Source organism: Eggerthella hominis, assembly GCF_014287365.1.
Classification (GTDB): domain Bacteria; phylum Actinomycetota; class Coriobacteriia; order Coriobacteriales; family Eggerthellaceae; genus Eggerthella; species Eggerthella guodeyinii.
The window spans coordinates 623,703-640,935 of sequence record NZ_JACOOA010000001.1 but is presented as its reverse complement, the minus strand read 5'-3'; the positions used below and the strand labels follow the sequence as shown (position 1 = coordinate 640,935).

General features: G+C 68.5%; 17 protein-coding genes. All 17 read left to right on the top strand.

Annotation, left to right across the window (positions count from 1 at the left end; genetic code table 11):
• Positions 1-5 precede the first annotated feature (5 nt).
• The 17 genes from dnaG to H8S61_RS02785 all read left to right on the top strand — a co-directional run bounded on the left by dnaG (position 6) and on the right by H8S61_RS02785 (position 17,211).
• The gene (gene dnaG / locus H8S61_RS02865) at positions 6-1,874 is read left to right on the top strand and encodes a DNA primase (protein WP_186937885.1); all 1,869 of its coding nucleotides are present in this window, start codon (positions 6-8) and stop codon (positions 1,872-1,874) included.
• A 71-nt stretch (positions 1,875-1,945) separates the two neighbouring features.
• Complete coding sequence (locus H8S61_RS02860; RefSeq protein WP_160942382.1) at positions 1,946-2,374, top strand: NfeD family protein; 429 nt, start codon at positions 1,946-1,948, stop codon at positions 2,372-2,374.
• A 1-nt stretch (position 2,375) separates the two neighbouring features.
• On the top strand, positions 2,376-3,320 hold the full coding sequence (locus H8S61_RS02855) for an SPFH domain-containing protein (protein WP_154332091.1): 945 nt from the start codon (positions 2,376-2,378) through the stop codon (positions 3,318-3,320).
• 135 nt (positions 3,321-3,455) lie between these two features.
• Entirely contained in the window at positions 3,456-4,007 is a 552-nt protein-coding gene (gene def / locus H8S61_RS02850) for a peptide deformylase (RefSeq protein WP_160942383.1), read from the top strand.
• 1 nt (position 4,008) lies between these two features.
• Complete coding sequence (gene fmt / locus H8S61_RS02845) at positions 4,009-4,965, top strand: methionyl-tRNA formyltransferase (protein ID WP_186937884.1); 957 nt, start codon at positions 4,009-4,011, stop codon at positions 4,963-4,965.
• Complete coding sequence (locus H8S61_RS02840) at positions 4,958-6,379, top strand: transcription antitermination factor NusB (RefSeq protein WP_186937883.1); 1,422 nt, start codon at positions 4,958-4,960, stop codon at positions 6,377-6,379. Before fmt ends, H8S61_RS02840 begins: the two co-directional genes overlap by 8 nt.
• Before the next feature lie 43 nt (positions 6,380-6,422).
• Positions 6,423-7,748, top strand: coding sequence for a coproporphyrinogen III oxidase family protein (locus tag H8S61_RS02835; protein WP_186937882.1), 1,326 nt, complete (start codon positions 6,423-6,425; stop codon positions 7,746-7,748).
• Between the two features lie 172 nt (positions 7,749-7,920).
• Complete coding sequence (locus H8S61_RS02830; RefSeq protein ID WP_160942387.1) at positions 7,921-8,502, top strand: helix-turn-helix domain-containing protein; 582 nt, start codon at positions 7,921-7,923, stop codon at positions 8,500-8,502.
• Positions 8,503-8,630: 128 nt separating this feature from the next.
• On the top strand, positions 8,631-10,409 hold the full coding sequence (locus tag H8S61_RS02825) for an AMP-binding protein (protein WP_186937881.1): 1,779 nt from the start codon (positions 8,631-8,633) through the stop codon (positions 10,407-10,409).
• The gene (locus H8S61_RS02820) at positions 10,409-11,173 is read left to right on the top strand and encodes a nucleotide-binding protein (protein ID WP_186937880.1); all 765 of its coding nucleotides are present in this window, start codon (positions 10,409-10,411) and stop codon (positions 11,171-11,173) included. Before H8S61_RS02825 ends, H8S61_RS02820 begins: the two co-directional genes overlap by 1 nt.
• 72 nt (positions 11,174-11,245) lie before the next feature.
• Positions 11,246-11,452, top strand: coding sequence for a 4Fe-4S binding protein (locus H8S61_RS02815; protein WP_160942390.1), 207 nt, complete (start codon positions 11,246-11,248; stop codon positions 11,450-11,452).
• Between the two features lie 3 nt (positions 11,453-11,455).
• Positions 11,456-12,538, top strand: coding sequence for a 3-methyl-2-oxobutanoate dehydrogenase subunit VorB (locus tag H8S61_RS02810; protein ID WP_186937879.1), 1,083 nt, complete (start codon positions 11,456-11,458; stop codon positions 12,536-12,538).
• Positions 12,539-12,541: 3 nt separating this feature from the next.
• Entirely contained in the window at positions 12,542-13,390 is an 849-nt protein-coding gene (locus H8S61_RS02805) for a thiamine pyrophosphate-dependent enzyme (protein WP_154332083.1), read from the top strand.
• Positions 13,387-13,923 (top strand): 2-oxoacid:ferredoxin oxidoreductase subunit gamma family protein, encoded by a 537-nt coding sequence (locus H8S61_RS02800; RefSeq protein WP_154332082.1) that lies wholly within the window; start codon positions 13,387-13,389, stop codon positions 13,921-13,923. The genes H8S61_RS02805 and H8S61_RS02800 overlap by 4 nt, the downstream gene beginning before the upstream one ends.
• A 9-nt stretch (positions 13,924-13,932) precedes the next feature.
• Complete coding sequence (locus H8S61_RS02795; protein ID WP_154332081.1) at positions 13,933-14,484, top strand: helix-turn-helix domain-containing protein; 552 nt, start codon at positions 13,933-13,935, stop codon at positions 14,482-14,484.
• Positions 14,485-14,496: 12 nt separating this feature from the next.
• Positions 14,497-16,170: an AMP-binding protein gene (locus tag H8S61_RS02790; protein ID WP_186937878.1), complete on the top strand. Its 1,674-nt coding sequence runs from the start codon at positions 14,497-14,499 to the stop codon at positions 16,168-16,170.
• A gap of 189 nt (positions 16,171-16,359) precedes the next feature.
• Positions 16,360-17,211, top strand: a complete 852-nt coding sequence (locus tag H8S61_RS02785) for an aminoglycoside 6-adenylyltransferase (protein WP_186937877.1) — start codon at positions 16,360-16,362, stop codon at positions 17,209-17,211.
• Positions 17,212-17,233 lie beyond the last annotated feature (22 nt).

Below are 17,233 nucleotides of genomic sequence, written 5' to 3'. Positions count from 1 at the left end.
GCACCGTGGCGGGCGGCATCAGCGAAGAGGACATTCAGAAGGTACGCGAGGCCAGCGATCTCGTCGCGGTCATCGGCGAGCGCACGCCGGTGAAGCAGCGCGGGCGCGATTTCTGGTGCTGCTGCCCCTTGCACAACGAGAAGACGCCGTCGTTCAAGATCGATCCTTCCCTGCAGCTGTGGCACTGCTTCGGCTGCGGCGAGGGCGGCGACGTGTTCGGCTTCATCATGAAGACCGAGGACCTGTCGTTTCCCGAGGCCGTGCGCCGGCTGGCCGAGCGCGCGCACATCGACATCGCCGAGAGCGGCGGCCGCAAGAGCATCGGCAGCAGCCGCAAGGCGCGCCTCAAGGCCGTTTGCGACGAGACCGCGCAGTTCTACCACTCCCAGCTCATGCGCAACCCCGGCCCCGACGCGTCGGCGGCGCGCAGCTACCTGGGCGCGCGCGGCCTGGGCGGCGAGGTGCCGAAGACGTGGCAGCTCGGCTTCGCGCCGGGACGCGGTCAGCTCGTGCGCCACCTGTCGGCGAAGGGATTCAAGCCCGACGAGATGGTGCAGGCCAACGTGGCGCTGTCGGGCGACGGCGGCAAGCTTCGCGACCGCTTCTACAACCGCATCATGTTCCCCATCAACGACCCGCAGGGCGAGTGCATCGCCTTCGGCGGGCGCGTGGTGGGCAAGGGCGAGCCGAAGTACCTGAACTCCCAGGAGACGCCGCTGTTCCACAAGTCGCAGGTGCTGTACGGCATGGACAAGGCGAAGGCCGCCATGGCGTCGACGGGCGTGGCCGTGGTGGTGGAGGGCTACACCGACGTCATCGCGCTGCACGAGGCGGGCGTGAAAAACGCCGTGGCCACGCTGGGCACCGCGCTCACCATGCGCCACATCCGCCTGCTGTCGCGCCACGCGCAGCACGCCATCGTGTACCTGTTCGATGGCGACGAGGCGGGGCAGCGCGCCGCCGACCGCGCGCTCGCGTTCATCGACGACTCCATGACGCCCGAGGCGGGCAAGAGCCGCATCGAGCTGGCCGCCGTCACGCTGCCGGACAACCTCGACCCGGCCGACTTCGTGGCGCAGCGCGGCGCCGACGAGCTGCAGAAGCTCATCGCCCACGCCCAGCCGCTGCTGAAGTACGGCATCGAGCGCCGCCTGGCCCGCCACGACCTCGGCCGCGCCGAAGGGCGCGCCGCGGCGCTGGCCGACGCGCTGCAGGTGCTGGCCCCCATCAAGGACTCCATGCTCGCGCGCGACTACGCCGTGCAGATCGCCACGAGCGTGCGCGCCCGCGAGCAGGACGTGATCGACCAGCTGGAGCATCTGAAGGCCCCGAAGGCCGAGGGCGAGCAGGACGGGCCGGACGCGCCCGACGGCGCGCCCGAGCCCGCCGCGCCGCGCCCGAGCCGCAGCCTGCCGCGCGCCGAGATCAACCGCCGCCGCTTCGAGCGTCAGCTGCTCACGTTGGCCGCGCGCCGCCCCGACCTCGCGCTCCTGCACGCCGACGCGCTCGCGCAGACGCAGTGGCACGAGCAGGCGCACGCCGTGATCGCGCAGAGCATGCTCGACACGCTGGCCGAGGACCCCGGCGCCACCTCGGCGCGCCTCGTAACCGAGGCGTCGCGCGCGCTGCCGGCCGCGGCCAGCGTGCTGACGTCGGGCACCGTGTCCGAGACGACGACGCCCGAGAACCTGGCCGCCTTCCTCGTGGAGGAGCTGGCCATCGGCGACGCCGAGGACGCGGTGGGGGCCCTGCGCGCCCAGATCGCCGACCCCTCGCGCCTCGATCCCGACGAGCTGGAGATGCTGTACGAGACGGTGGCCGCCATGCAGCAGGACCTCAAGCGCCGCCGCGCCGCACACAAGCCGCTTTCCTGATCGGGTTCGCGCCCCTCGCCTGCCAGGCGCGCATGGAATGGTATACTCGATGCAGGAGAAAGGAGGAGCCCGTGAGCCCCTTCATCTGGTTGGCCGTCGCCGCCGTCATGGCAGTCGTCGAAGTGGCGTCGTTCGGCCTCATCACCATGTGGTTCGTCGTGGGCGCCCTCGTGGCGTTCGGCGCGAACCTGCTCGGCGCCGACCTGCTCGTGCAGATCGTCGTGTTCCTGATCGTTTCCGTCGTGTGCCTCGTCGCCCTGCGCCCCGTGTTCGTGAAGTACCGCGACCGCGGAAAGCAGGAGGAGCCCACCCATATCGGGCAGACCGCCATCGTGGTGGAGGACGTCGACAACGAGGGCCTCACCGGCCGCGTGGAAACGGACAACCGCATGACCTGGGCCGCGCGTTCCGCGGACGGCTCGCTCATACCCAAGGGCGCCGTCGTGCGCATCGTGGGGCAGGAAAGCGTGAAGCTCATCGTCGAAAGGAAGGTGTCCTGACATGTTCACCCTCGATCCGCTCCTGATCGCCATCATCGTGATCGTCGTGCTCGTGGTGCTGTTCTCGGTCACGTGCATCAAGATCGTCCCGCAGGCCGAGGCGGCCATCGTCGAGCGCCTCGGCTCGTATCTGGCCACGTGGAACAACGGCCTGCACGTCAAGGTGCCCTTCATCGACCGCGTGCGCCCCTACATCTCGCTCAAGGAGCAGGTGTTCGACTTCCCGCCGCAGCCCGTCATCACGAAGGACAACGTCACCATGTCCATCGACACGGTGGTGTTCTTCAGGATCATGGACCCGAAGCTGTACTGCTACGGCGTGGAGAACCCCATCATCGCCATCGAGAACCTGTCGGCCACCACGCTGCGCAACATCATCGGCGACCTCGACCTCGACACGACGCTCACCTCGCGCGACACCATCAATGCGAAGATGCGCGCCATCCTCGACGAGGCCACCGACGCGTGGGGCATCAAGGTGAACCGCGTCGAGGTGAAGAACATCACGCCGCCCGCCGCCATCCAGCAGGCCATGGAGAAGCAGATGAAGGCCGAGCGCGAGAAGCGCGAGGCCGTGCTCCTGGCCGAGGGCGAGAAGCAGGCCGCCATCACCATCGCCGAGGGCAACAAGCAGGCGCAGATCCTGTCTGCCGAGGCCGCGAAGCAGCAGGTGATCCTCGCCGCCGAGGCCGAGAAGGAGAAACAGATGCGCGAGGCCGAGGGCGAGGCGGCGGCCATCCTGAACGTGCAGCAGGCCACGGCCGACGGCATCCGCATGGTGCGCGAGGCCGGCGCCGACAGCGCCGTGCTCACGCTGCAGGCGTTCGAGGCGCTCAAGAAGGTGGCCGACGGCCAGGCCACGAAGCTCATCATCCCCTCCGAGATCCAGGGCATGGCGGGCCTCGCCGCCTCGCTCAAGGAGATCGTCGTGGACAAGCGGGAATAGCGCTTCCCACCTCGCGCTTTGTGGAGCTTTCGGAAGATCGCTAGACAAGGCGCGCCCGAAACCGGACAATACGAATCCGACGATAATCCGCGCCGCCCCGAACTCGGGCGGCGCGTCCCATAGAAGCAGAAGGACGTGTTGACCGTGATTTCCATCGTGCAGTCCCCCAACCCCATCCTGAACCAGATGTGCGAGCCGTGCGATCTGGACGACAAGAGCCTGAAGAAGCTGGCCAAGCAGATGGCGAAGGCCATGTACAAGAACGACGGCTGCGGCCTCGCCGCGCCGCAGCTGGGCGTGACGAAGCGCCTCGTGGTGATCGACTGCGACCAGGACGAGGGCGAGCAGAACCCCATCGTGCTCGTGAACCCCGTGCTCGTGGACACGCAGGGAGATCCCATCGTGGCGGGCGAGGGGTGCCTGTCGTGCCCCGGCATCTCGGTGCCCATCGCGCGCCCGCCGTTCGCGCGCGTGCGCTACTTCGACCTCGACGGCGAGGAGTGGGAGATCGAGGGCGACGACCTTCTGGGCCGCTGCCTGCAGCACGAGCTCGACCACCTCGACGGCATCACCATGTTCGAGCGCTGCGACCCGCTTGTGCGCATCCAGGCGCTGCGCGACTACGAGGTGGCGGTGGCCTCCGGCGCGAAGCCGGGGGAGACCTCGCTCGAAGCGCGGGTGCGCTGATATGCGCGTCGTGTTCATGGGAACGCCGGAGTTCGCGGCGACCATCCTCGACGACCTGGTGGAACAGCACGACGTGGTAGCCGTGTACACGCGCCCCGACGCGGTGCGCGGCCGCGGCAAGCGCCTCGAGCCCTCGCCGGTGAAGGCCGTGGCCGAGCGCCACGGCCTGCGCGTGCTGACGCCGCGCACGCTGCGCGACGAGGAGGCCCAGCGCGAGCTGGCCGCCTTCGAGCCCGACGTCGTCTGCGTGGCGGCCTACGGCGCCATCCTGCCGAAGGCCGTGCTCGACATCCCGCGCTTCGGCTGCCTCAACGTGCACGCCTCGCTGCTGCCGCGCTGGCGCGGCGCCGCTCCCATCGAGCGCGCCATCCTGGCGGGCGACGCCGAGGCGGGCGTGTGCATCATGCGCATGGAGGAGGGCCTCGACACGGGCGCGTACTGCGTGTGCCGCACGGCCGACGTCGGGGGCAAGAGCGCCGCCGAGCTCACCGACGAGCTGGCCGACCTGGGCTCGCACGCCCTGCTCACCGCCCTCGTGCACGTCGAGCGCGGCGCCGCCGAGTGGACGGAGCAGGACGAGGCCCTCGTGACCTACGCGTCGAAGATCGAGAAGCGCGAGCTGGACCTGTCGCCCGCCGACGACGCCGCCGCGGCGGCGCGCAAGGTGCAGGCGTCGGGCTCGGCGCACCCCTCGCGCGCGACGGTCGCCGGGCGCGGCGTCACCGTGCTCGAGGCGCGCGCGCCCGAGGACGCGGTGGGCCGCGAGCTGGCGGCGGGGCTCGCCCCGGGGGCGGTGCGCTTCGCCGGCAAGCGCCTGTTCCTCGGCATGGCCGACGGTGCGCTCGAGGTGGGCGCGCTCAAGCCGGACGGCAAGCAGGCCATGGACGCGCGTTCGTTCGCCGCGGGCGTCCAGGGAATCAAAGACGGCGGCCTGACGTGGGAGGAAACGCATGCCTGATACACCTGAGAAGCGCGAGCCGAAAGGCTACGCGGGACCCAAGAACCCGCCGAAGAAACCGCGCTCCAAGGCGAGCCCCGCGCGCCTCGCCGCGCTCGACGTGGTGCGCGCCGTGCGCGAGCGCGACGCGTTCGCGCAGGACGTCATCGGCACGCGCATCGACCGCTCGGACCTCTCCTCGGAGGACCGCGCCTTCGCCACGAAGCTGGCGCTCGGCGTGGTCAGCGCCAGCGGCACGCTCGACGAGGTCATCGACCGCGCGCTCAACGCGCCCGACGACGTCAAGCCCGACGTGCGCGACGCCCTGCGCGTGAGCACCTACGAGATCATCTTCCTGGGCAAGACCCCGCACGCGGCCGTCGACCAGGGCGTCGAGCTCGTGCGCTCGTTCGCGGTGAGCGCGTCGGGCCTGGCGAACGCGGTGCTGCGCAAGATCGTGGCCCTGCGCGCGGCGTTCCCCTTCGGCGACCCGATGCGCGACCCCGAGGCGCTCGCGCGGCTGCACGCGTTCCCGCTGTGGCTGACGCGCAGGCTCATCGCCGACCTGGGGCCGCAGGCGGCCCTCGACTTCATGCGCGCCTCGAACGAGCAGGCGCCGCTGTTCATCGCCGTCAACGCCGCGAAGACGACCGACGAGGCCCTCGTGGCCGCGTTCGAGAAGCTCGACGAGGGGCTCGACCCGGTGGCCGTCGACAACGTGCGCGTCCCCGGCTGCTACCGCGTGCTCGACACGCGCGCGCTGCTGCTGCCCGAGGTGAAGCGCCTGTTTGGACAGGGCAAGATCCTCGTGTCGGACGCCGCCTCGCAGCTCGTGGCCGCCTCGGTGCTGCCCGAGCGGAAGCCGGGATCGCTCTTGGAGGTGGGCGCCGGGCGCGCCACGAAGACCATCCTGCTGCAAAGCGACGCCGAACGCGCCTACGGCTCGCAGCTGGAGCTCACGACGCTCGACAACCACGACTTCAAGACGCGGCTCCTCAAGGAGCGCGCCGACCGCTACAACGCGCAGGTGGCCGAGGCGCTCACGGGCGACGCGCTGGAACTGGACGCCGTGGTGGGGGAGCGGCTGTTCGACGAGATATTCATCGACGCGCCCTGCTCCGGCCTGGGCACGCTGCGCCGCCACCCCGAGATCCGCTGGCGCATCAGGCCGGCCGACATCGCGGAGTTCGCGCGCGTGCAGCTGGGCATGCTCCAGTCCGCCGCCCCCCACGTGGCCGTCGGGGGCACGCTGGCCTACGCCACGTGCACGGTGACGCGCGAGGAGAACAACGGCGTGGTGAAGGCGTTCCTCGAGAGCGCCGCCGGCGCGGGCTTCGAGCTCGCCCCCATCAACGGCCGCTCCTGCGTCGCCACGCGCCTGTACCCCGGATCGTCGGACGCGCACTTCGCCGTCCGGTTCCTTCGCACCGCCTGACGCGCGCCGCCCATCCTGTAGACCGAAACGAAAAGGAGACTCCATGCTTTCTGAGCGCATGCTTTCGCGCCTGATCCATACCATGACCAAACGCGAGCTGACCCTGCGGCCGACCGACGAGACCATGATGCCGCCCGCGAACCCCGGGCAGAAGTACATGCTGTACATGCACGTGCCCTTCTGCGAGCGCCTCTGCCCCTACTGCAGCTTCAACCGCTACCCGTTCCGCGCCGAGGTGGCCGCGCCCTACTTCGCGAACATGCGCAAGGAAATGATGATGCTCAAGGATTTGGGCTACGACTTCGAGAGCATCTACGTGGGCGGCGGCACGCCCACCGTCATGATCGACGAGCTGTGCGAGACCCTCGACATGGCCCGCGACAACTTCGACATCAAGGAAGTGGCTTCCGAGACGAACCCGAACCACCTGACGCAGCCCTGGCTCGACAAGCTGCACGGCCGCGTGCAGCGCCTGTCCGTGGGCGTGCAGAGCTTCGACGACGACCTGCTCAAGCAGATGGACCGCTACGAGAAGTACGGCAGCGGTGACGAGATCCTCGAGCGCATCGCCGAGGCCGAGCCGTACTTCGACTCGCTCAACGTGGACATGATCTTCAACTTCCCCTCGCAGACCGAGGACGTGCTGCTGTCCGACCTCGAGAAGATCGCGCTGTCCGGCTGCCGCCAGACCACGTTCTCGCCGCTGTACGTGTCGTCGGCCACCACGCGCAAGATGGTGTCGGTGCTGGGCAAGATGGACTACGAGCGCGAGTACCGCTACTACCAGATCATCGACGGGGTGTTGGCCGGCGGCGACGACCCGCTGTTCGACCGCACCACGCTGTGGACGTTCACGCGCGACGGCGAGGGCGAGAAGCCGGCCGACGCGCCGCAGATCGACGAGTACCAGGTGAACTACGACGAGTACCCGGCCATCGGCAGCGGCTCCATCACGCACCTGAACGGCTGCCTGTACGTCAACAACTTCAGCATCAAGGACTACAACGCGGCCATCGAGAGCGGGCGCATGTCCATCATGGGCAAGACGGTGATGAGCAAGACCGACCTCATGCGCTACCGGTTCCTGCTCGACCTGTACAAGCTGCGCCTCGACAAGCGCGCTTTCGCGCGCGATTTCGGCTGCACCATCGAGCGCGGCCTTCCCATGGAGATGGCGTTCATGCGCCTGAACGGGGCGTTCGCGACGGACAACGCCGACGAGCTGACGCTCACGCCCATCGGCCGCTACCTGACCGTGGTCATGTACCGCCAGTTCCTCAGCGGCATGAACAACCTGCGCGACCAGGCGCGCGCCGCGCTGACGGGCCCGGAGCGCGAGCTGCTGTTCGGCGAGGGCGTCCCCGCGTAGGGAGCCCGTGCGCGCCGGCGTTGCGCGACCCGACGCCCGCAGCAGGCGGCCCGGTACCACCGGGCCGCTTTTTTGTTTCCAAATGATTTCGTCATCGTATGAACCGAAGCGGTTTGCTATACAATAGGTAGACTTTTATTCCGACGACACACAAGAAGGAGGTCAAGCGAGCATGGAGCCGAACATCGAAGAGGTGGCTGGACGCATTCGGGCGCTGCGCGAAGACCTCGACATCACCATGCAGGAGATGGCCGACGCGACGGGCCGCTCGGTGGCCGAGTACGCCGCGCAGGAATCGGGGCGGCAGGATTTGTCCTTCACGTTCCTGTACAAGTGCGCGCAGCGCTTGGGCGTGGACGTCATCGAGCTTCTGACCGGCGAGGACCCGCACCTTTCGGGCTACTCGCTCACGCGCGCCGCCGAGGGGCTGTCCATCAAGCGCCGCGCGGGCTTCGAGTACCTGCACAAGGCACCGCACTTCAAGAACAAGCTGGCCGAGCCCTTCCTGGTGACGGCGCCGTACCTGGAGGAGGAGCAGGGCGAGCCCATCCACCTGTCCTACCACAAGGGCCAGGAGCTCGACTTCATCATCTCGGGCCGCATGCGCTTCGCCTACGAGGACCACATCGAGGAGCTCGAGGCGGGCGACCTGCTCATGTACGATTCCAGCCGCGGCCACGGCATGATCGCCACCGGCGGCGAGCCGTGCACGTTCCTCGCGGTCGTCATGAAGCCGGAGACGGAGATTATCTAGGCGCAGCCGGCCGGGCGCGCGGCATCGCGCCGCGCGGAACCCCGGGCGCACGCGCCTCGCATCCGATGATCCCATCCGTCTCGCGGCGGATAGCTCCCGCCGCATCACTTCCGCAGAAAGACACCATCATGAGAAACATCAACCTCCGCTACGTGAACGAAGCTTACGACGAGGACGGCGTGCTCACCTCGTTCGAGGTGAACTGCCCGGCCGACTTCAACTTCGGCTACGACGTGGTCGACGACATCGCCGTGAACGACCCCGACCGCCGTGCCATGGTGTGGTGCAACCCCGAGGGCGAGGAGCACGTGTTCACATTCGCCGACATGAAGCGCTGGTCGGACAAGACGGCGAACTTCCTGGCCGAGCAGGGCATCGGCCGCGGCGACATGGTCATGGTCATCCTGCGCCGCCACTACCAGTTCTGGTTCGTGGCCCCGGCGCTGGCCAAGCTGGGCGCCGTCATGGTGCCCGCCACGTTCATGCTCAAGGAGCACGACCTGGAGTACCGCCTGAACGGCGCCTCCATCAAAGCCGTCATCGCCACGTCGCTCGGCGACATCGCCGACGTGGTGGACAACGTGGCCGGCGCGTGCCCCACGCTGGAATGCCGCATCCTCGTGAACGGCGCGGGCGGCGGGCTGTCGCCCGAGGACGAGCACGGCGCCATCGTGCTGCCCGAGGGCGAGCTCATCGGGCCCGCGCTGTCCGGCCCGGAGGGCGTGTGCGCGGCTCCGGCCGAGCGGGACGGCTGGCTCGACTTCAATGCGGGCGTGCGCGCCGCCTCCGAGGACTTCGTGCGCCGCGAGACGGCTGCCGCCGACCCCATGCTCATGTACTTCTCGTCCGGCACGTCGGGCAATCCCAAGATGGTGCTGCACGATTCCGAGTACGCCATCGCGCACCTCGTGACGGCGAAGCACTGGCACAACGTGGAGCCCGACGGCCTGCACTTCACCATCGCCGACACGGGATGGGGCAAGGCCGTGTGGGGCAAGTACTACGGCCAGTGGCTCATGGAGGCGTGCGTGTTCACGTACGACTACGACCGCTTCCACCCCTCCGACATCCTGTCGCTCATCGGGCGCTACGGCATCACCACGCTGTGCTGCCCGCCCACGATGTACCGCATGATGATGACCGAGAACATCGACGCCTACGACCTGAGCACGCTCGTGTACTCCACGACGGCGGGCGAGGCGCTCAACCCCGACCTGTTCGACTTCTGGAAGGAGCACACGGGGCTCACCATCTTCGAGGGCTTCGGGCAGACCGAGACGCCGCTCACCATCGCGAACCTCACGAACTCCGTGCCGCGCCCCGGCTCCATGGGCAAGCCGGTGCCGCTGTACAACGTGGAGATCCAGCGCGACGACGGCACCCGCTGCACCACGGGCGAGACGGGCGAGGTGTGCATCGACATCCGCGAGAAGGCCGCCGGCATCATGCTGGAGTACTACCGCGACCCCGAGAAGACCGCGGCCGCCATGCACGACGGCTGGTACCACACCGGCGACACGGCCTGGTGCGACGAGGACGGCTACTTCTGGTACGTCGGCCGCAACGACGACGTCATCAAGTCGAGCGGCTACCGCATCGGCCCCTTCGAGATCGAGAGCGTGCTGCTCGAGCACGAGGCGGTGCGCGAGTGCGCCGTCACCGGCGTGCCCGACCCCACGCGCGGCAAGGCCGTGAAGGCCACCATCGTGCTGGCCGACGGCTTCGCGGGCTCTTCCGAGCTCACGCGCGAGCTGCAGACCTGGGTGAAGCACAAGACCGCGCCGTACAAGTACCCGCGCATCGTGGAGTACGTCGAGGCGCTGCCCAAGACCGTCAACGGCAAGATCCGCCGCGCGGCCATCCGCGAGGTGGACGAGGCGGCCACGGCGCCGGAAGGGCTCGTGTGATGGCGGCCGACGACCCGGAGCGTTCCGCGCGCGGCCCGCTCGCCCTCGACGTGCCCGTGGCTGTGGTGTGCGGCCACTACGGGGTGGGCAAGACGAACCTGTCGCTCAACATCGCGCTCGACGCGGCCCAGGCGGGGCGCGCGGTCACGGTGATCGACCTCGACGTGGTGAACCCCTTCTTCCGCTCGAGCGACTACCGCGCGCTGCTCGACGAGCGCGGCATCCGTCTCGTCGCGCCCGTGTTCGCGGGCACGAACCTCGACGGGCCCAGCCTGTCGGGCACCATCGAGCCGGCCATCGACGGCGCGCAGCGCGCCTGGCGCGCGGGCGACGAGCGCCCGCTCGTCGTCATCGACGCGGGCGGCGACGACGTGGGCGCCACGGCGCTCGGGCGCTTCGCGCGCACGGTGGAGCAGGCTCCCTACGCCCTGCTGTACGTGGTGAACCGCAGCCGCAACCTCACGCAGGAGCCGGCCGAGGCGGTCGAGGTGCTGCGCGAGATCGAGCGGAAATCGCACCTGAGGGCCACGTGCGTCGTGAACAACACGCACCTCCAGCACGACACCGACGCGACGGTGGTGGAGCAGGGCGTGCCCTTCGCGCGCGCCGCCGCGCAGGCGGCCGGGCTGCCCCTGGCGTGCACGACGGTGCCCGCCGCGCTGGCTCGGCAGGTCGCCGACCGGGAAACTACCCACCGCGCGCCGAATGGGGATCGGCAAACGTACTATCCTGTGCAAGTATATGTACGAACTCCCTGGGAATAGACGAGAGAGCTGCGTGCCGGACGGATTCCGTCCGGCCGTTCATGCATTCAGACGAGACGAGGAAGGCGAATCATGGCGAGAATCAGCGTAGACGACTCCTTCTGCAAGGGGTGCGGCCTGTGCGTCGACGCGTGCCCCGAGCGGATCATGGCGCTCGACCACGACAAGATCACCGCGAAGGGCTACCACCCCGCGTACTGCACCGACATGGATGCGTGCACGGGCTGCATGTCTTGCGCGACGATGTGCCCTGACGTTGCGATCACGGTAGAGAGGTAGACCATGGCAGAGAAAGTGCTCATGAAGGGTAACGAGGCTCTGGCGGAGAGCGCCCTGCGCGCCGGCTGCCGCTTCTTCTTCGGGTACCCCATCACGCCGCAGACCGAGCTCGCGGCGTACATGTCCAAGCGCATGCCGAAGGTGGGAGGCACCTTCCTGCAGGCCGAGAGCGAGATCGCGGCCATCAACATGGTGTACGGCGCCGCCGCCGCCGGCGCGCGCGTCATGACGTCGTCCTCGTCGCCGGGCATCTCGCTGAAGGGCGAGGGCATCTCCTACATGGCCGGCGCCGATCTGCCGGGCGTCATCATCAACGTGCAGCGCGGCGGCCCGGGCCTCGGCGGCATCCAGCCGTCCCAGGCCGACTACTGGCAGGCCACCCGCGCGCTCGGCCACGGCGACTTCCGCGTGGTCGTGTACGCGCCGTCCACCGTGCAGGAGATGGCCGACTACGTGTTCTCCGCGTTCGACGTGGCCGACCGGTACCGCACGCCCGTCATGATCCTGGCCGACGGCATGCTCGGCCAGATGATGGAGCCCGTGGTCATGCCCGAGCCCGTCGACGCGCTTCCCGACAAGCCCTGGGCCACCGTCGGCCACAAGCACGAGCGCGCGCACAACGTGGTGAACTCGCTGTACCTGACGGCCGAGGCCCTCGAGGACCTCAACGTGGAGCGCTACGAGCGCTACGCCGCCATCGAGCGCGACGAGCAGCGCGCCGAGTCGTTCATGACCGACGACGCCGACATCGTGGTGGTCGCGTTCGGCGCGAGCGCCCGCGTGGCGCGCAGCGCGGTGGTCGCGGCCCGCGAGCAGGGCATCAAGGCCGGCCTCATCCGTCCCATCACCCTGTGGCCGTTCCCCGTGGACGCCATCGAGGCCACGGTTCCCACCGCGAAGGCGTACCTGTCGGTGGAGATGAACATGGGCCAGATGGTGGACGACGTGCGCCTCGCGCTCGCCGGCCGCCGTCCGGTGGAGTTCTACGGCCGCACCGGCGGCGTCATCCCGACGCCCGTGGAGGTGCTGGCCAAGCTGGAATCCATGAACGAAGACATCGCAACGTCCGCGAAAGGAGGGGAGTAGGCCATGGCCGAGAAGGAAATGAACGTCGTGTTCGAACGACCCCATGCTCTCTTGCCCGTCGTGACGAACTACTGCCCCGGGTGCTCCCACGGCATCGTCAACCGCCTCGTGGCCGAGTGCCTCGACGAGCTGGACGTGGAAGGCTCCACGGTGGGCGTGGCCCCCGTCGGCTGCACGGTCACGTCCTACGACTTCTACGGCTGCGACATGATCGAGGCCGCCCACGGCCGCGCCCCGGCGGTGGCCACCGCGGTCAAGCGCGTGCTGCCCGACGGCGTCGTGTTCGCCTACCAGGGCGACGGCGACCTCGCGTCCATCGGCATGGCCGAGACGGTGCACGCGGCCACGCGCGGCGAGAACATCACCATCATCTTCGTCAACAACGCCATCTACGGCATGACGGGCGGCCAAATGGCCCCCACGAGCCTGCCGAACCAGGTGACGCAGACGAGCCCCTACGGTCGCGACACCGAGACGGCCGGCTTCCCCATCCGCGTGTGCGAGCTTCTGAGCTCGCTCGACGGCGTGGCGTACCTCGAGCGCGTCACCGTCGACTGCCCGAAGAACGTGCGCAAGGCGAAGAAGGCCATCAAGAAGGCCTTCCAGACCCAGATCGACAAGCGCGGCTACTCGCTCGTCGAGATCGTGGGCACGTGCCCGACGAACTGGGGCATGACGCCGCAGGACGCGTTCGCCTGGATGAACGAGAACATGCTGCCGTACTACCCGCTGGGCGTGTACAAGGACGTGGTGGCGGACGGCTACGCGAACGCGGCCGAGGCCGCCGCCGCGCGCAACGCCGACTGCCCCATCGCGAACCCTGCCCCGCAGGCGGAAGGAGGCGCGCGATGAGCCGCTCCGTCAATATGGTGCTGGCCGGCTTCGGCGGCCAGGGCGTGCTGTTCGCCGGCAAGCTGATCGCCTACGCCGGCCTGCTGGAGGACCGCGAGGTGTCGTGGCTGCCGTCCTACGGCCCCGAGATGCGCGGCGGCACCGCGAACTGCAGCGTGTGCCTGTCCGACGACCCTATCGGAAGCCCGCTCGTGCTGGCGCCCGACGTGCTCGTGGCCATGAACCAGCCGTCGCTCGACAAGTTCGAGCACAGCGTGGCGAAGGGCGGCGTCGTGGTGGCCGACTCCACGCTCATCCAGAGCATCCCCGAGATCGACGGCGTGCGCATGTGCGCCGTCCCCGCGACGGCCATGGCCGAGGAGGCGGGCTTCAAGAAGCTCGCGAACATCATCCTGGCCGGCAAGCTGTTCGCCGAGACGGGCTTCTGCGAGGAAGCCACGCTGTGGAAGGCCATCGAGAAGTGCGTGCCCGCCAAGAAGGCGGAGATGCTCGACATGAACAAGCGAGCGCTGCAACTGGGAATCGACGCGTAAGGAGCGACCATGGTAGCTGAACTGGCCGAGATCGGCCTGCGCATCAAGGGCCTGCGCGAGGCGTGCGACGTCTCGCGCGAGGACATGGCGGCCGAGCTCGAGGTGCCGCTGGAGACGTACGTGCGCTGGGAGGAGACCGGCGACGACGTGCCCATCTCGGCCATCTACCACATGGCCCACCACTTCGGCGTCGAGTTCACCGAGATACTCACCGGCACCGCGGCGAAGCTCGACACGTACCAGGTGGTGCGCTGGGGCGAGGGCCGCGAGGTGGACCGCTACCCGGGCTACCACTTCGAGGACCTCGCGTGGCGCTACACCGGCAAGATCATGCAGCCGCTGCTCGTGGTGCTCGACCCGTCCGACGAGCCGGCGAAGCTCGTCACGCACACGGGCCAGGAGTTCAACCTCGTCATCGAGGGCACCGTCGTGGTCACCTGGGCCGACAAGGAGTTCGAGCTCAACGCCGGCGACAGCATCTACTTCAACCCGGAGTACCCGCACGGCCAGCGCTGCAGCGGCGACATCCCTGCAAAATTCGTGACGATCATCGCAGAATAGGAAGCACCGCCCGTGAACCATATCCTGAAAAAATACTGCCCCCGCATCGAGTTCGACTCCTACGAGGACTTCTTCGAGAACTTCCGCATCGACGTGCCCGAGGCGTTCAACTTCGGCTTCGACGTCGTGGACGAATGGGCCCGCGTCGAGCCCGAGAAGCGCGCGCTCGTGTGGTGCGACGACCGCGACGAGGAGCGCACGTTCACGTTCACCGACCTGTCGAGGCTGTCGAACCGGGCGGCGAACGCGTTCCGCAAGCTCGGCATCGGCAAGGGCGACGTGGTCATGATGATCCTGCGCCGCCGCTGGGAGTACTGGGTGTGCGCCGTGGCGCTGTGCAAGCTGGGCGCCACCATCATCCCCGCGTCGCTGCAGCTGACGAAGAAGGACATCGTCTACCGCGCCGAGAGCGCGCGCGTGAAGGCCGTCGTCTGCGTCGACGACGACTACGTGTGCGGCCAGATGGAGGAGGCGCTGCCCGAATCGCCGTCCATCGAGAACCGCATCATCGTGGCGGGCGAGCGCCCGGGCTGGACGCCGTTCGACGAGCTGATCGAGGGCGAATCGGACGAGTTCGAGCGCCCGACGGGCGAGGCCGGCGTCACGAGCGCGGACACCATGCTCATCTACTTCACGTCCGGCACCACCGGCATGGCGAAGGCCGTGTGCCACAACTTCGCGCACCCGCTGGGCCACATCATCACGGCGAAGTACTGGCAGCAGGTGGAGGAGGACACGCTGCACATGAGCGTGACCGACAGCGGCTGGGCGAAGTTCGGCTGGGGCAAGATCTACGGCCAGTGGATCGCCGGCGCCACCATCTTCGCCTACGACATGGACAAGTTCGTGCCCACGAAGCTGCTGCAGAAGATCCAGGACTACCGGCTGACCACGTTCTGCGCGCCGCCCACGATGTACCGTTTCATGCTGCAGGAGGACGTGAGCGCCTACGACCTGTCGAGCGTGCACAACTTCGCCACGGCGGGCGAGCCGCTGAACGCCGAGGTCACCATCGCGTGGAAGCGTTTGACCGGCAAGAACATCCGCGAAGGCTTCGGGCAGACCGAGGGCCCCGTGCTGCTGGCCACGTTCCCGTGGGTCGATCCGCGCCCGGGCTCCATGGGCAAGCCGTCGCCGCTGCTGAACATCAAGCTGCTCGACGACGAGGGCGTGGAGGTGCCCGACGGCGAGGAGGGCGCCATCTGCGTCACGGGACTCAAGGAGGCGTACCCGCCGGGCCTGTTCACGGGCTACTACCGCGAGCCGGAGCGCACGCGCGAGGCCGTGGGCGGGGAGTACTACAACCTGCATGACATGGCGTGGCGCGACTCGGACGGCTACTGCTTCTTCGTGGGCCGCAACGACGACGTCATCAAGTGCTCGGGCTACCGCATCGGCCCCTTCGAGGTGGAGAGCGCGCTCATCGAGCACGACGCCGTGGTGGAATGCGCCGTCACGGCCGCGCCCGACCCCATCCGCGGCAAGGTGGTGAAGGCCACCGTCGTGCTGGCGAAGGGCTGGGAGCCGACCGACGAGCTGGTGCGCGAGCTGCAGAACCACGTGAAGAAGACGACCGCGCCGTACAAGTACCCCCGCATCGTCGAGTTCGTGGACGAGCTGCCGAAGACCATCGGCGGCAAGATCAAGCGCAAGCTCATCCGCAACCAAGACGGCATCGAGGACTAGAGCCCCCGCCCCCGGCGGGCTCCCCCCCCCACCACCTGTGGCGCGACGACGAGCCGCAGGTGGGGGACGCGAGACCTCGCCGATTCGGATGTCTCTCAGGTTCAACCGGGGAGCCTCCCGGATCGGCGCGGCCATACGTTTCCTCACCTGCTGTCCGTTGCCGCGCCCAAAGAACCGTAAGGAGCACGTATGAGATCGCCGGCCGAGATGCTCGCGCTGTTCGAGGAGATCGCCTCCTCCGACGAGCGGATACGCGTCGTGACGCTCGAGGGCAGCCGCGTCAACCCGAACGCGGCGGCGGATGCGTGGCAGGACTACGACGTGACCTTCCTCGTCACGGACGTGGCCGGCTTCACCCGATCCGACGAATGGCTCGAACGCTTCGGCGCCCTCGTGTTCATGCAGAAGCCCGAGGCGATGGAGCTGTTCCCGCCCGATTTCCCCGCAGGGTGGTTCTCCTACCTGATGCTGTTCTCGGACGGCGCGAAGATCGACCTCACCCTGGTTCCCTGCGAGGATCGGGACGCGTACTTCGCGCAAGACCCGCTCATCCGCGTGCTGCTCGACAAAGACGGCGTCTGCCCGGAAGCGCAGGAGCCCTCCGACGAGCGCTTCTGGGTGCAGCAGCCCCCGCCGGGGCATGTCCGCGATTGCGCGAACGAATTCCACCTCTCCTGCACGTACGTGGCGCGCGGGCTGCTGCGCGACGAGCTGCTGTGCGCGAACTGGACGTTCGAGCAGATCGTGCGCGTCGAGTTGCTCCGCATGCTCGGGTACGTCGCCGGCGTGCGCGCCGGCTTCCCGCTGAACACGGGCAAGCATGACAGGCTGCTGCCCCGCTTCTTGAAGCCGGGCGAGCGCGAAGCCCTGCTCGGCACGTACCGGCTCGATACCGTCGAGGCGGCGTGGAAGGCCCTGCGCGCCGCGATGGACCTGTTCGAAGCGTCGATGACCGAGGTCTGCGCGGCCCTCTCGTACGACCGCCCGAACGACCGCCCGACGATCGACGCCTACCTGGAAACCCTCAAAGGCCTGCGATAGCCCCGCGCCCGCCGCGCCGCGG

Bases quoted from the DNA above. Each gene is read 5' to 3' on its own strand.
- H8S61_RS02835 (WP_186937882.1), top strand. From the start codon at position 6,423: ATGCTTTCTGAGCGCATGCTTTCGCGCCTGATCCATACCATGACCAAA.
- H8S61_RS02855 (WP_154332091.1), top strand. From the start codon at position 2,376: ATGTTCACCCTCGATCCGCTCCTGATCGCCATCATCGTGATCGTCGTG.
- H8S61_RS02810 (WP_186937879.1), top strand. From the start codon at position 11,456: ATGGCAGAGAAAGTGCTCATGAAGGGTAACGAGGCTCTGGCGGAGAGC.
- H8S61_RS02820 (WP_186937880.1), top strand. From the start codon at position 10,409: ATGGCGGCCGACGACCCGGAGCGTTCCGCGCGCGGCCCGCTCGCCCTC.
- H8S61_RS02805 (WP_154332083.1), top strand. From the start codon at position 12,542: ATGGCCGAGAAGGAAATGAACGTCGTGTTCGAACGACCCCATGCTCTC.
- fmt (WP_186937884.1), top strand. From the start codon at position 4,009: ATGCGCGTCGTGTTCATGGGAACGCCGGAGTTCGCGGCGACCATCCTC.
- H8S61_RS02825 (WP_186937881.1), top strand. From the start codon at position 8,631: ATGAGAAACATCAACCTCCGCTACGTGAACGAAGCTTACGACGAGGAC.
- H8S61_RS02830 (WP_160942387.1), top strand. From the start codon at position 7,921: ATGGAGCCGAACATCGAAGAGGTGGCTGGACGCATTCGGGCGCTGCGC.
- H8S61_RS02785 (WP_186937877.1), top strand. From the start codon at position 16,360: ATGAGATCGCCGGCCGAGATGCTCGCGCTGTTCGAGGAGATCGCCTCC.
- H8S61_RS02800 (WP_154332082.1), top strand. From the start codon at position 13,387: ATGAGCCGCTCCGTCAATATGGTGCTGGCCGGCTTCGGCGGCCAGGGC.
- H8S61_RS02795 (WP_154332081.1), top strand. From the start codon at position 13,933: ATGGTAGCTGAACTGGCCGAGATCGGCCTGCGCATCAAGGGCCTGCGC.
- H8S61_RS02840 (WP_186937883.1), top strand. From the start codon at position 4,958: ATGCCTGATACACCTGAGAAGCGCGAGCCGAAAGGCTACGCGGGACCC.
- H8S61_RS02815 (WP_160942390.1), top strand. From the start codon at position 11,246: ATGGCGAGAATCAGCGTAGACGACTCCTTCTGCAAGGGGTGCGGCCTG.